Source organism: Quadrisphaera sp. DVD1 (assembly GCF_058932755.1).
Genome location: NZ_JBZYWI010000083.1, coordinates 1 through 12,795, shown reverse-complemented (window position 1 = coordinate 12,795; position 12,795 = coordinate 1). Strand labels below are relative to the sequence as shown.

Annotated in this window: 12 protein-coding genes and 1 pseudogene; 5 read left to right on the top strand and 8 right to left on the bottom strand. The window is 76.2% G+C overall.

Annotation, left to right across the window (positions count from 1 at the left end; genetic code table 11):
- Positions 1 to 461: pseudogene (locus AC5FZL_RS10660) on the top strand (hypothetical protein); the annotation flags it as partial.
- Positions 462 to 632: 171 nt separating this feature from the next.
- Here AC5FZL_RS10660 and AC5FZL_RS10655 read toward each other — a convergent pair.
- From AC5FZL_RS10655 to lpdA, 3 genes are all read right to left on the bottom strand, one after another.
- Positions 633 to 1,523: a TIGR01777 family oxidoreductase gene (locus AC5FZL_RS10655; RefSeq protein WP_493618563.1), complete on the bottom strand. Its 891-nt coding sequence runs from the start codon at positions 1,521 to 1,523 to the stop codon at positions 633 to 635.
- Positions 1,524 to 1,551: 28 nt separating this feature from the next.
- Positions 1,552 to 3,606, bottom strand: a complete 2,055-nt coding sequence (gene sucB, locus AC5FZL_RS10650) for a 2-oxoglutarate dehydrogenase, E2 component, dihydrolipoamide succinyltransferase (protein ID WP_493618562.1) — start codon at positions 3,604 to 3,606, stop codon at positions 1,552 to 1,554.
- Between the two features lie 96 nt (positions 3,607 to 3,702).
- The gene (gene lpdA / locus AC5FZL_RS10645; RefSeq protein WP_493618564.1) at positions 3,703 to 5,112 is read right to left on the bottom strand and encodes a dihydrolipoyl dehydrogenase; all 1,410 of its coding nucleotides are present in this window, start codon (positions 5,110 to 5,112) and stop codon (positions 3,703 to 3,705) included.
- An 81-nt stretch (positions 5,113 to 5,193) separates the two neighbouring features.
- On the opposite strand from lpdA, the gene AC5FZL_RS10640 reads away from it, so the two are divergent.
- Positions 5,194 to 5,544 (top strand): oxidoreductase, encoded by a 351-nt coding sequence (locus AC5FZL_RS10640; RefSeq protein WP_493618561.1) that lies wholly within the window; start codon positions 5,194 to 5,196, stop codon positions 5,542 to 5,544.
- Between the two features lie 13 nt (positions 5,545 to 5,557).
- Here the strand turns inward: AC5FZL_RS10640 and AC5FZL_RS10635 are convergent, their stop codons facing one another.
- A complete protein-coding gene (locus tag AC5FZL_RS10635; protein ID WP_493618560.1) occupies positions 5,558 to 6,475 on the bottom strand; it encodes an aldo/keto reductase in 918 nt (305 codons plus the stop codon).
- Positions 6,476 to 6,522: 47 nt separating this feature from the next.
- Between AC5FZL_RS10635 and AC5FZL_RS10630 the strand changes: the two genes are divergently transcribed.
- Positions 6,523 to 7,068: a GNAT family N-acetyltransferase gene (locus tag AC5FZL_RS10630; RefSeq protein WP_493618559.1), complete on the top strand. Its 546-nt coding sequence runs from the start codon at positions 6,523 to 6,525 to the stop codon at positions 7,066 to 7,068.
- A 15-nt stretch (positions 7,069 to 7,083) separates the two neighbouring features.
- Here AC5FZL_RS10630 and AC5FZL_RS10625 read toward each other — a convergent pair whose 3' ends face one another.
- From AC5FZL_RS10625 to AC5FZL_RS10615, 3 genes are all read right to left on the bottom strand, one after another.
- Positions 7,084 to 7,569, bottom strand: coding sequence for an SRPBCC family protein (locus AC5FZL_RS10625; RefSeq protein ID WP_493618558.1), 486 nt, complete (start codon positions 7,567 to 7,569; stop codon positions 7,084 to 7,086).
- Positions 7,566 to 7,910, bottom strand: coding sequence for an ArsR/SmtB family transcription factor (locus AC5FZL_RS10620; RefSeq protein WP_493618557.1), 345 nt, complete (start codon positions 7,908 to 7,910; stop codon positions 7,566 to 7,568). The genes AC5FZL_RS10625 and AC5FZL_RS10620 overlap by 4 nt, the downstream gene beginning before the upstream one ends.
- A gap of 118 nt (positions 7,911 to 8,028) precedes the next feature.
- Complete coding sequence (locus tag AC5FZL_RS10615) at positions 8,029 to 9,564, bottom strand: leucyl aminopeptidase (RefSeq protein ID WP_493618556.1); 1,536 nt, start codon at positions 9,562 to 9,564, stop codon at positions 8,029 to 8,031.
- 95 nt (positions 9,565 to 9,659) lie between these two features.
- On the opposite strand from AC5FZL_RS10615, the gene gcvT reads away from it, so the two are divergent.
- A complete protein-coding gene (gene gcvT, locus AC5FZL_RS10610) occupies positions 9,660 to 10,799 on the top strand; it encodes a glycine cleavage system aminomethyltransferase GcvT (RefSeq protein ID WP_493618555.1) in 1,140 nt (379 codons plus the stop codon).
- A gap of 21 nt (positions 10,800 to 10,820) precedes the next feature.
- On the opposite strand, the gene AC5FZL_RS10605 is transcribed toward gcvT, so the two are convergent.
- The gene (locus AC5FZL_RS10605) at positions 10,821 to 12,458 is read right to left on the bottom strand and encodes an ABC-F family ATP-binding cassette domain-containing protein (protein WP_493618554.1); all 1,638 of its coding nucleotides are present in this window, start codon (positions 12,456 to 12,458) and stop codon (positions 10,821 to 10,823) included.
- A 71-nt stretch (positions 12,459 to 12,529) separates the two neighbouring features.
- Between AC5FZL_RS10605 and AC5FZL_RS10600 the strand changes: the two genes are divergently transcribed.
- Positions 12,530 to 12,795 (top strand): M50 family metallopeptidase (locus AC5FZL_RS10600; RefSeq protein WP_493618553.1); only part of this gene is annotated, 266 nt, incomplete at its 3' end.

Below are 12,795 nucleotides of genomic sequence, written 5' to 3'. Positions count from 1 at the left end.
CGGTGGCACCGGGAGTGCCGCCGACGGCGCCCGCCGCCCCGGTCACGTCACCGACGGCCGAGCCGAGCGCTGCCGCGGACCCGCTGCACGGCGACGACCCAGCCGCGGCGGTGCCGGTGCTGGCGGCGCTGCGGGCGCGCGCCTACGCCGAGGCCGACCCCGGGCTGCTCGCGCCCGTCGACGTCGCCGGCTCGCCCGCCGCCGCCGGGGACGCGGCGAACCTCCAGCCGCTCGCGGTCGCCGGCACCCGCCTCGACGGCCTGGAGCTGGAGGTCCTCGACTCTGCCGTCGTGGGGGGCAGCGCCGACACCCCGCACGTGCGCACGACGGTCGTGACGTCAGCCCACCGGCAGGTCCGCGACGGCGCGGTGGTGGCCGAGGTGCCGGCGTCCGAGCCCGTGACCTCGGTGCTCGTCCTCGCCCGCGAGGACGGCCGGTGGCAGGTCGCCGACACCCGGTGACGGCGCTGCGCCCGCCTCGACCGCACTTCTCCCCAGAAGTGCGGTCAGGAAGGGCTACTGAACCGCACTTCTCCCCAGAAGTGCGGTCAGGAGGGGCCCGGGAACCGCACTTCTCCCCAGAAGTGCGGTCAGGAGGGGGCCGGGAGAGCGCGGGCCGGGGAGCGGCGCGGGTCAGCGCGCGGTGAGCCAGCGCGCCGCGGACGCGACGTCGGGGGAGGCGAAGGTGAAGCCCGCCCCGGTGAGCACCTCGGGCAGCACCCGGCGGCTGGCGAGGACCTCCTCGGCGAAGTCCCCGAGCGCCGCCTTGAGGGCGATGCCCGGGACGGGCAGCACCGCGGGCCGGTGCAGCGCCCGTCCCAGCGCCTTGACGAGGTCGCCGACGGGGGCAGGCTCGGGGGCGACGAGGTTCACCGGGCCCGCCACGTCGGCGGTGAGGAGGAAGTCGATCGCCCGCAGCTCGTCCTCGAGGGTGATCCACGACCACCACGCGCTCCCGGAGCCCAGCGGGCCTCCGACGCCCAGGCGCAGCAGCGGCAGGAGGGGCCCGAACGCCCCGCCGGTGGGTGCCATCACCAGGCCGGTGCGCAGCGACGCCACCCGGATCCCGGCCGCGCGAGCGGGCTCGGCCGCGGCCTCCCACGCCACGCAGACCTGTGCCAGGAACTCCTCGCTCGGTGTGGAGGCCTCGGTGAGGACCTCCTCGCCGCGGTCGCCGTAGTAGCCGCTCGCGCTGCCCTGCAGCAGGACCGCCGGTGGGGTGCCGAGCGACGCCAGCGCGCGGGCGAGGGTGGCGGTAGCGCCGGTGCGCGAGTCGAGGATGGTCCGGCGGTAGGCCTCCGTCCAGCGCCGGTCGCCCACGCCCGCTCCGGCGAGGTTCACCGCGGCGTCCACCCCGGCCAGCGCGGCGGGGTCGAGGACGCCGGCCGCGGGGTCCCAGCGCACCTCGCCGGGCGCGGTGGGCTCGCGGCGCACCAGCCGGACGACGTCGTGGCCCGCGGCGCGCCAGCGACGCACGAGCGGCGTCCCGATCATGCCGGAGGCGCCGGCGACGACGATCCTCATCGCTGTCCCCGGCGCCTCCCGCTCGCCCTCAGAGCCCGAGGTCCGCCTCGAACGCGCCCTCTTCCAGGCGCGCCTTGAGCGCGGACAGGAACCGGCCGGCGTCCGCGCCGTCGACGAGGCGGTGGTCGTAGGACAGCGCCAGGTACATCAGGGAGCGGATGGCGATGCTCTCCCCGCCGTCGGCGTCGGTCACCACGGCCGGACGCTTGACGACCGCGCCGGTGCCGAGGATGGCCACCTGCGGCTGGTTGATGATCGGGGTGTCGAACAGGGCCCCGCGGCTGCCGGTGTTGGTGATGGTGAAGGTGCCGCCGCCGAGCTCGTCGGGCGTGACCTTGTTGTCGCGCGTGCGCTTGGCGAGGTCGGCGATCCGCCGCGCGATGCCCGCGATGTTGAGGTCACCGGCGTCCTTGATCACCGGCACGAGCAGGCCGCGCTCGGTGTCGACGGCGATGCCGATGTTCTCCTGCGGGTGGTAGACGATCGAGTCGCCCTCGATGCTGGCGTTGACCTGCGGGAACTGCTTGAGGGTCTCGATCGCGGCGAGCGTGATGAAGGGCAGGAACGACAGGCTGGCGCCCTCGCGGGCCTTGAAGTCGTCCTTGGCCCGGGCGCGGAGCCGGGCGATCCGCGTGACGTCGACCTCGACCACGCTGGTCAGCTGCGCCGAGACCTGCAGCGACTCGACCATCCGCGAGGCGATCACCTTGCGCAGGCGCGTCATCTTCTCGGTGGTGCCGCGCTTGGCGCCCACCTGGACGGCGGGGCGCGAGGACGCGGACGGCGAGGAGGACGCCGCGGGCGCCGGAGCAGCGGCCGGGGCCTTGGCCTTCTCGGCCTCCGCGCGCTGGCGCTCGGCGGCGTCGAGCACGTCCTGCTTGCGGATCCGCCCGCCGACGCCGGTGCCGGTCAGCGAGGACAGCGAGACGCCCTGCTGCGCGGCGAGCTTGCGCACCAGCGGCGTCACGTACGGGGACACGTCACCGCTGGGGGCCTTGTCGGGCTCCTCGCCGAGCGGCGGGCGCACCGGGCCGCCGGTCTGCGGGGCGATGGAGTTGTAGTCCTCGCGCACCTGCTCCGGCTCCGGGCCGTCGGCCGGGGCCTCCTGCGCGAGCTGGCTCTGCGGCTGCCCGGCGTCGGACTGCCCGGCGCTCTGCCCGGCGTCCTCGCGGCTCGGCGGGCTCGACTGCGCCGGCGCCGAGGGCCGGCCGGAGGTCTGGCCGGACGAGGCGGGGGCGTCGCCGCGGGCCTCGGCGGTCTTCTGCTCCACCTGGCCCTGCGCCTCTGCGGCGGCCTGCTCGCGCAGCGCCACCTCGTCGGCCAGGCCGCCGCCCGCGGCGTCGTCGGAGCCGTCGGAGCCGCCCGAGCCGCCGCTGGCGCTGCCCACCATCGCCAGGCGCGCGCCGACCTCGACCGTCTCGTCCTCCGCCACGAGGATCTGCAGCACCGTGCCCGCCACGGGGGAGGGGATCTCGGTGTCGACCTTGTCGGTGGAGACCTCGAGCAGCGGCTCGTCGACCTCGACGGTGTCGCCCTCGGCCTTGAGCCAGCGGGTGACGGTGCCCTCGGTGACGCTCTCGCCCAGCGCCGGCATGGTGACGGGGACGGCGTCGCCGCCACCGCCCTGCCCGCCGGAGGAGCCGCCGTCGGGAGAGGCGACCATGCCGCCGCCGGGGCCCTCGCTCTCGACCGCGGGCTGCCCCGCGCTCGCCTGGGAGGCGGCCTCGTGCTGCGCGGCGGGCTCGGGCGCGCTGGCGGGCTCAGGGGTGCTGGCGGGCTCGGGGGCGCTGGCGGGCTCGGGGGCGCTGGACGCCGCAGGGGCGCCGCCGTCGGCCGAGCCCTCGCTGCCGTCGCCGATCACCGCGAGCGCGGCGCCGACCTCGACCGTCTCGTCCTCCTGGACGAGGATCTCCTGCAGGACGCCAGAGACCGGCGAGGGGATCTCGGTGTCGACCTTGTCGGTGGAGACCTCCAGCAGCGGCTCGTCGACCTCCACCCGCTCACCGACCTGCTTGAGCCACCGCGTGACGGTGCCCTCGGTGACGCTCTCGCCGAGGGCGGGCATCTGCACGGAGTCGGACATCAGGTCTCCTGTCTCTCCGGCCACGGGTGGCGGCCGTCTCGCATCGTCGCGGGTCGCGGTGGTGCTGGTCGGGAAGCGCTGGTCGCCGGGGGGCGCTCAGGCGTGGGAGTGCAGCGGCTTGCCGGCCAGGGCCAGGTGCGCCTCGCCCATCGCCTCGTTCTGGGTGGGGTGGGCGTGGATGAGCTGGGCGACCTCCTCGGGGTAGGCCTCCCAGTTCACGATCAGCTGGGCCTCGCCCACCTGCTCCCCGATCCGCGATCCCACCGCGATGACCCCGACGACGGGGCCGTCCTTGCGGCGGACGAGCTTGACGAAGCCGGCGGTGCCGATGATCTGGCTGCGCCCGTTGCCGCCGAGGTTGTACTCGTAGGTCTCCACGGCGTCGGCGCCGTAGGTCTCCCGCGCCTGGGCCTCGCTGAGCCCGACGGAGGCGATCTCGGGGTCGCTGTAGGTGACGCGCGGGACGCCGGAGTCGACGACCGGCACGGGGTCGAGGCCGGCGATCTCCTCGGCGACGAAGATGCCGTGGGCGAAGCCGCGGTGGGCCAGCTGCAGGCCGGGGACGATGTCGCCGACCGCCCAGACGCCGTCCACGCCGGTGCGCAGGCGCTCGTCGGTGATGACGAAGCCGCGGTCGACGGTGACGCCCTGCTCCTCGTAGCCGAGGCCGGCCGTCGTCGGGCCGCGGCCCACGGCCACGAGCAGGTAGTCGGCCGAGAGGGTCTCGCCGGTCTCCAGGGAGACGGTGACGCCGTCCTCGCTCTGCTCCACGCCCTTGAAGCGGACGCCGGTCTTGAAGGCGATCTTCCGCTTGCGGAAGGCGCGCTCGAGGGCCTTGCTGGCGGCCTCGTCCTCGACCGGCACCAGGCGCGGCAGCGCCTCCACGATCGTCACGTCCACGCCGAAGGACTTCCAGGCGCTGGCGAACTCCACGCCGATGACGCCGCCGCCGAGGATGATCGCGCTGCCCGGCACGTGGTCGAGGTTCAGGGCGGTGTCGCTGGTCAGCACCCGGCCGCCGATCTCCAGCCCCGGGAGGGAGCGGGAGTACGAGCCGGTGGCGAGCACGACGTTGCGGCCGCGCACGCGCTGGCCGTTCACCTCGACGGTGTCCTTGGCGACGAGCTTGCCGTGGCCCTCGAAGACCGCGAGCTTGTGGGCCTTGGCCAGGCCCTGCAGCCCCTTGTAGAGGCGGCCGATGGTGGCGTCCTTGTACTTGTTGACGCCGGCCATGTCGATGCCCTCGAGCGTGGCGCGGACGCCGAACTGCTCGCTCTCGCGGGCGGCGTCGGCGACCTCGGCCGCGTGCAGCAGGGCCTTGGTCGGGATGCAGCCGCGGTGCAGGCAGGTGCCGCCCAGCTTGTCCTTCTCGACCAGCGCGACGCTGAGCCCGAGCTCGGCGGCGCGGAAGGCGCAGGCGTACCCGCCGCTGCCACCACCCAGGATGACGACGTCGTAGATCTGGCCGTCGGTGGACTCAGCCACGTGACCCTCCTGAGGCAGCATCGGCAGGAACAGCGCACCCATCCTGGCACTGTCCGCGCCGGGGTGGGCCACCGGGGGAGATCGCGCGGCTACGGTGGGCTGATGGGTCTGCTCTCGCGCTGGCGCCGCCGCGGCTCGGCCGCTGCCGGCCGTCCCTCCCGAGCCGGCCGCTCGGGCCCGTCGAGCCCCGACAGCGCCCACCTGGAGGCGTTCGCGCGCTCGCGCACCGGCGTCGAGGCCTACGTGGAGCCGGCGACGAACGTCACGCCGACGACGCTGCTGCTCATCGCCCAGGACGGTGAGTGGACCCGCCGCCGCGTGCCCGACCCGGCGACCGCCGGCGCCTTCGCGCGGCGGCTCGGCATCCCGGTCTACGACGTCAACCTCACCGGCTACCCGCCGAAGATGCGGGACTGGACGGCGCGGCGCCGCGCCGAGGAGCGCGGCGCCTGAGCGGCGTCCGCGCTCACATGGTCCAGGGCTCGGCGTGGACGTCGACCTCGGCGGACCAGCGCCGCTGGAGCGCGAACAGCTCCTCGACGACGTCGGCGGGCAGGGGCTGGACGTCGCGGGCGCAGCGCACCAGCTCGTCGAGGTTCTCCTGCCGGCTCGTGGAGCCGACCGTGGCGACGACCTGCGGGGTGCTGAGGGCGAAGCGGACGCAGAACTCGGTCCAGCTGGCCACGCCCGAGCGCTCGAAGACCGGCGCGACCTCGACCGCGCGCTCCTGCAGGTAGGGCCGCCAGGCGGCGCCGGGGACGTCGCGCAGCGCGTGCACGGGCGCGCCGCACACCGTGCGCATCGCGACGATGCTCGCGTCGCGCTCCAGCAGCTCGTCCCACAGCTCGTTCGCGGCGAACCGCTGGAGGGGGTTGAGGTAGAAGATGTAGCCGTCGACGAGGTCGTCCAGGTGCCCGGCGCGCAGCGCGGCCAGCGGTGCGGCGGAGGTCCACGGGAAGAGCTCGAGCACGAAGCGGCCGACGAGGCCCTCGTCCTTGATCCGCCGCAGCTCCTGGAGGACCGGACCGCCGGAGACCAGCTGGTCCTCCAGGCCCGAGACCGGGCTGAGCTGGCCGATCGTCACCGCGTCGAGGCCCAGCGGGCCGGTGTTCTCCGCGATGGTGGCCCGCACGTCGTCCGCGGTGCCGCCGCCGAGCTTGACGACCACGGGCGGGACGGCGCCCGGCCGCGCCTGCGCGGTCTCGGCGACGGCCTCGCCGAGCACCTCCAGGGCGTGGCCGTACTGGCGGGAGGTGTGCAGCCACAGCCCGGCGTCGATCGCCGTGCGCGCCATCGCCAGCTGCTGCTCGCGGGGGACGTCGTCCCCGCCGAGGCGGGTGGTGCCGTAGACGTAGGGCGGGAGGTCGGCGAGGGGTCGGGCCACGAGGGGCGACGCTATCCACCAGCCGGCGGCGAGCAGGGGGCGGGGCGATGAGCGGGCTCGGGTGCGAGGTGCGGGTGGCGCACGCGGCGCAGCTCGACGGCGAGGTGCTCGCGGGGGTGCGCGCGCTGCTCGCCGAGGCGTTCGGCGACGGCTTCTCCGCGCAGGACTGGGAGCACGCCCTCGGCGGGATGCACGCCCTCGTCCTCGACGGCGGCCAGCTGGTCGGGCACGGCGCCGTGGTGCAGCGGCGCCTCCTGCACGCCGGGCGGGCCCTGCGCGTGGGGTACGTCGAGGGCGTCGCCGTGCGCGCCGACCACCGCCGGCGCGGCCACGGGTCGGCGGTGGTGGCGGCCCTGGAGGACCTCGTGCGCGGCGCCTACGACGCCGGCGCGCTGAGCACCTCGGAGGCGGGGGAGCCGCTGTACGCCTCCCGCGGCTGGCTGGCGTGGCGGGGCCCGACGTCGGCGCTGACCCCCGCCGGCGTCGTGCCCACGCCCGACGACGACGGCTCGGTGCTGGTCCTGCCCGCCGGCGTCCCGCTCGACCTCGACGCCCCGCTCACCTGCGACTGGCGCGACGGCGACCTGTGGTGAGGCCGAGCGCCGGGCTCAGGCGGCGAGCACCTCGTCGATCTGGCCCGCGGCCGCGGTGATGCCCTCGACCATGCCCATCCCCACGAGCTGCTCCATCTGCTCGGCGCTGGAGAACTGCGACGTCATCGTCATGCGCGTGCCGCCGGAGGTCTCGGTGAGCTCCACCCGCGCGCGGATGGTCGGCATCGAGGGGTCGGGGGCGCCGGTCGCATCGGCGAAGCCGTCCTCGAACTCCAGCGAGCGGGGCTCGTCGACGGCGATGACCCGCCACCAGCCGTGGGCCTGCTCGCCCTCCGGTCCGGTCATGGAGTACGCCGAGGTGCCACCGGGGACGACGGCGTGCTCGGTGAAGGTCGCGGGCCAGGTCGGCGGGCCCCACCAGCGCTCGAGCTGGCGCGGGTCGGCCCAGACCTGCCAGACCCGCGCCGGGGGTGCGGCGAGGTCCGCCACGAGGGTGAAGGTGAGGGCCTCGGCGTCCTGGCTGGTGCTGACGACGGTCATGGTGCGTCTCCTTCGGCGTCGTCGAGGACCTGCGCGAGGCGGTCCACCCGACCGCGCCAGAGGTCCTCGTACTGGTCGAGCAGCCGTGCGGCCGCCCGGAGGGTCTCGACGTCGCCGCGCACGACCTGCTCGCGACCGCGCCGCTCCTTGCGCACGAGCCCGGCCCGCTCCAGGACGGCCACGTGCTTCTGGACCGCGGCGAAGGACATGGGGTAGCCCTCCGCCAGGACCGTCACCGAGGCCTCCTGCTGCAGCACCCGGGCGACGATGTCGCGGCGGGTGCCGTCCGCCAGGGCCGCGAAGACGCGGTCCTGGGCCGCCGGCTCCAGTCGTACAACCATGCGGTTGTACGTTAGGCGTCCCCGGACGCCGGCACAAGGGGCGAGGCGACGGCAGCCCCCGGCCCTTCCGGGACGGGGGCTGCTCGTGGGCCGCGCCGGTGGTCGGCGCGGCCGCGCCTCAGGCGTCGGCGAGGTCCTCGGCCAGGGCCAGCAGGGTGCGGACGGCGACGCCGGTGCCGCCCTTGCCGGTGTAGCCGTGCGGCGCGCCCTCGTTGAAGGCCGGCCCGGCGACGTCGAGGTGCGCCCAGGGGGTGCTCGGGGCGTCGGCCGGGGCGCCCTTGCCGCCGCGGCGGGGCACGAACTCGCGCAGGAACAGGCCGGCCACGAGCATGCCGCCCTTGCGGTCGCCGATGTTGGCGATGTCGGCGACCTGGGAGTCCATGCTGGCGCGCAGCTCCTCCGGCAGCGGCATCGGCCAGAACTGCTCGCCGGAGCGGCGCGCGGCGGCCAGCACCCGGGCGGTGAAAGCCTCGTCGTTGCCCATCACGGCCGAGACGCGGGCGCCGAGGGCGACGACCTGGGCACCGGTCAGGGTCGCGACGTCGACGATCGCGTCGGGCTCCTCCTCCCCGGCCGCCACGAGGGCGTCGGCCAGCACCAGGCGTCCCTCGGCGTCGGTGTTGAGCACCTCGACGGTGCGCCCGCCGTAGGTGGTGAGGACGTCGGAGGGCCGCTGGGCGGTGCCCGAGGGCATGTTCTCGGCCAGCGCCATCCAGCCGGTGACCCGCACGGGCAGGCCGAGGCGGGCGACGGCCAGGACGGTCTGCAGCACGGCGGCGGCGCCGGCCATGTCGCTCTTCATGGCCTCCATGCCCGCCGGGGGCTTGAGGGAGAGGCCCCCGGAGTCGAAGGTGATGCCCTTGCCGACCAGCGCCAGGTGCGTGCGCGCCCCGCGCGGGGCGTAGGCGACCTTGACCAGGCGCGGCGGGCGCACCGAGCCCTGCCCGACGCCGATGAGGCCGCCGTAGCCGCCGGCGGCCAGCGCGGCCTCGTCGAGCACGCTGACCTTCACCGGCAGGCCCTTGGCCTGCTCGCGCGCGGCCTCGGCGAAGGTCTCCGGGTACAGGTCCACCGGCGGGGCGTTGACGAGGTCGCGGGTGGCGGCCACGGCGCGCGCCTGCACGACGGCGCGCTCGAGGCGGTCTTCGAGCGCGCGGTCGCGGTGCAGGCCCGTGAGCAGCTCCAGGTGCTCCACCGGCGGGCGGACGGCGGCGGCCGAGCGGCGGCGGTACGTGCGGTAGGCGTAGGCGCCCAGCAGCGCGCCCTCGGCGACGGCGACCGCCTGCTCCAGGGTCTCGGCCGGCAGGGCCAGGGCGACGCTGGAGGTGCCGGCGAGCTCGCGGGTGGCGGCACCGGCCGCACGGCGCAGCGCCTCGGCGTCCGGGCCGCCGGCGCCGACCCGGCCGATGCCGGTGAGCACGAGGATCGGCGCGGGCAGCTCACCGGCGGTGGGCACGCGGCGGACCTCGTCAGCAGCGCCGGTCACGCCGAGCCCGGCCAGCACGCTGGTGAGCGTGGTGCGCAGGCCCCGGGGGAGCGCCTCGGCACCGAGGATCTGCGCGGCACCGCCCTCGGGACCGGAGGCGACGGCCACGACGAGCGCGTCGGCCTTGGCGGTCTGCGGCGTCTTGCCGGTGGCGCTGAGCGTTGTCACAGGACTCCTCGGGGGGTGCAGATCAGGATGGCTCGAGCGTAACGATCGCGCTCGGGCACCGGCGCGGCAGGCGCAGCGGTGGCTACGGTTCCCCGGTGGACGACGTCACGGCGCCACCGCAGGACCTCCGGCCGGGCCGGCCGCGGCACGGGCCGCTGCACGCCCGGCACCTGCTCGCCGGGGCCCGGATGGCGGACTTCGCCGGCTGGTCGATGCCCCTGGAGCACGCCGGGGGCGGGGTGCTGCGCGAGCACGCCGCCGTGCGCGGCGCGGTCGGCGTCTTCGACGTCAGCCACCTGGGCAAGGTCGCGCTGGCCGGGCCGGGTGCGGTGGCGCTCGCCGACGCCGTCCTGACCGCCGACCTGGCGCGGCTGCACCCCGGCCGGGCGCGCTACGCCCTGTGCTGCGACGACGCCACCGGCGGGGTGGTCGACGACCTCATCGCGTACGTGCGCGAGCCGGACGACGTCCTGCTGGTGCCCAACGCCGCGAACGCGGGCGAGGTGGTCCGGCGGCTGCGGGCCGCCGCACCCCCCGGCGTCGAGGTCGTCGACGCCCACACCGAGCTCGCCGTCCTCGCCGTCCAGGGCCCGCTCGCCGACGCCGCGATGGACGCCGTCGGGCTGCCCGCCGGCATCGACCACCTCACCTTCGTCGACACGGCCTGGCGCGGGCTGCCGGTGACCGTCTGCCGCACCGGCTACACCGGCGAGCGCGGCTACGAGCTGCTCCCGCGCTGGGAGGACGCCGGGGAGCTGTGGGAGGCGCTGCTGGCCGCCGCCCGGCCGCTGGGCGGGGCGGCGTGCGGGCTCGGGGCGCGCGACACCCTGCGCACCGAGATGGGCTACCCCCTGCACGGGCACGAGCTGAGCACCGACGTCACGCCGCTGCAGGCCCGCCTCGGCTGGGCGGTCGGCTGGGACGAGCCCGCCTTCGCCGGCCGCGACGCGCTGCTGGCCGAGCGGGCGGCCGGGCCCGCCAGGCGCTCCTGGGGGCTGCTCGCGCAGGGGCGCGGCGTGCCGCGGGCGGGCATGGCCGTGCTGGACGCCGCGGGGCGGCCGGTCGGGCGGACGACCTCGGGGACCTTCTCCCCGACCCTGGGGCAGGGGATCGCCCTGGCGCTGCTCGACGCCGCCGTGCGGCCCGGCGACGAGGTCGTCGTCGACGTCCGCGGGCGCCCGCTGCCCTGCCAGGTGGTGCGCCCGCCGTTCGTCCCCGACCGCAGCCGCGACTGAGCGGCGGCGAGGGGTGCGGCCTCAGGCCTCGGTGACCCGGCCGGCGTCCACGTGCCAGCGGCGGGTCAGGTGCACCGCCTCGAGCATCCGCCGGTCGTGGCTGACGAGCAGCAGCGTGCCGGTGTACTCCTCCAGCGCCGCCTCGAGCTGCTCGATCGCGGGCAGGTCGAGGTGGTTGGTCGGCTCGTCGAGGACCAGCAGGTTCACCCCGCGGGCCTGCAGCAGCGCGAGGGCGGCGCGCGTGCGCTCACCCGGTGACAGCGACGCCGTCGGGCGCACGACGTGGTCGCCCTTGAGCCCGAACTTCGCGAGCAGCGTCCGCACCTCGGCGTCGGGCCAGTCCGGCAGCGCGGCGGCCATCGCGTCGAGCAGCGACCCCGGGCCGGTGAGCAGCCCGCGGGCCTGGTCGACCTCGCCGATGGCGACGCTGGCGCCCAGGGACGCCGACCCGGCGTCCACCGGCACCCGCCCGAGCAGCGCCGCGAGCAGGGTGGTCTTGCCCGCGCCGTTGGGCCCGGTGACGCCGATCCGGTCGCCGGCGTCGACCTGGAGGTCGAGGGGGCCGAGGGTGAAGGACCCCCGCTCGACGACCGCCCCGCGCAGCGTCGCCACGACCGAGGACGAGCGCGGCGCCGCGGCGATGGAGTAGCGCAGCTCCCACTCCTTGCGCGGCTCCTCCACGACCTCCATCCGCTCGATCCGGCGCTCGGTCTGGCGGGCCTTGGCCGCCTGCTTCTCCGAGGACTCCCGGTTCCTGGCCTTGATGAACTTGTCGGGGTCGCTCGACTTCCTGGCGGCGTCGCGCACGCCCTTGGCCATCCAGTTCCGCTGCATGCGCGCCCGGCCCTCGAGCCCCGACTTCGTGTCGGCGTACTCCTCGTACGCCTCGCGGGCGTGGCGCCGGGCCACCTCTCGTTCCTCCAGGTACGCCTCGTAGCCGCCGCCGTAGACGCCGACCTGCTGCTGCGCCAGGTCGAGCTCGACCACGGTGGTCACCGAGCGGGCCAGGAACTCGCGGTCGTGGCTGACGAGCACGACCCCGGCGCGCTGCTCGGCCACGAACCGCTCCAGGCGGGCCAGGCCGTCGAGGTCGAGGTCGTTGGTCGGCTCGTCGAGCAGCAGGACGTCGAAGCGGGAGAGCAGCAGCGCCGCCAGGCCCACCCGCGCCGCCTGGCCACCGGACAGGGACGTCATGGCCGCCCCCGGGTCGACGCGCAGACCGAGGTCGGCGAGCACCTGCTCGGTGCGCTCTTCCAGGTCCGCAGCGCCCAGCGCCATCCACCGGTCGAAGGCGGCGCTGTAGGCGTCACCGGCCCCCGGCGCCTCCGCGGCGAGGGCCTCCGTCGAGGCGTCGAGCGCCTCCTGCGCCGCCGCGACACCGGTGCGCCGGGCCAGGTGCTGCGCCACGGTCTCGCCCGCGCGCCGCTCGACCTCCTGCGGGAGCCAGCCCACCGTGGCGTCGGGCGGGCTCAGCGACACCGTCCCGGACGCCGGCTCGTCCACGCCCGCGAGCAGGCGCAGCAGCGTGGACTTCCCCGCGCCGTTCGCCCCGACGAGGCCGACGACGTCGCCCGGGGCGACGACGAGGTCGAGGTCGGAGAAGAGGGTTCGGGCCGCGTGCCCGGCGCCCAGGCCGCGGGCCACCAGCGTTGCGCTCACCGGAGGATGATCTCAGCCCCGGTCCACCGGTTTCCGCCGAGCGGCACAGGCGCGGCGGGCACGATGCCCGCGTGGACGACGTGCGGGCGCTCGCGGACGAGGTGTGGGCCCGGGCTGTGACCACCGCACCGGAGCCGCCCCTGTGGCTGGTGCTCGGCGCCGCGGCCCTCGCCCTGGCCGGCGTCCTGGCCCGCTCGACGTGGCCGCGGCTGCGCCACCTCGTGACGATCGCCCACGAGGGCGCGCACGGCGTCGCGGCGACGCTGACCGGCCGGCGCCTGCACGGCATCCGCCTGCACTCCGACACCTCCGGGGTGGCGGTCTCCTCCGGACCGGT

What these genes read in the sequence shown, in the direction of transcription:
- lpdA (WP_493618564.1), bottom strand. Translation starts at nt 5,112, where the DNA reads ATGCTGCCTCAGGAGGGTCACGTGGCTGAGTCCACCGACGGCCAGATC.
- AC5FZL_RS10630 (WP_493618559.1), top strand. Translation starts at nt 6,523, where the DNA reads ATGAGCGGGCTCGGGTGCGAGGTGCGGGTGGCGCACGCGGCGCAGCTC.
- AC5FZL_RS10620 (WP_493618557.1), bottom strand. Translation starts at nt 7,910, where the DNA reads ATGGTTGTACGACTGGAGCCGGCGGCCCAGGACCGCGTCTTCGCGGCC.
- AC5FZL_RS10640 (WP_493618561.1), top strand. Translation starts at nt 5,194, where the DNA reads ATGGGTCTGCTCTCGCGCTGGCGCCGCCGCGGCTCGGCCGCTGCCGGC.
- AC5FZL_RS10655 (WP_493618563.1), bottom strand. Translation starts at nt 1,523, where the DNA reads ATGAGGATCGTCGTCGCCGGCGCCTCCGGCATGATCGGGACGCCGCTC.
- AC5FZL_RS10625 (WP_493618558.1), bottom strand. Translation starts at nt 7,569, where the DNA reads ATGACCGTCGTCAGCACCAGCCAGGACGCCGAGGCCCTCACCTTCACC.
- sucB (WP_493618562.1), bottom strand. Translation starts at nt 3,606, where the DNA reads ATGTCCGACTCCGTGCAGATGCCCGCCCTCGGCGAGAGCGTCACCGAG.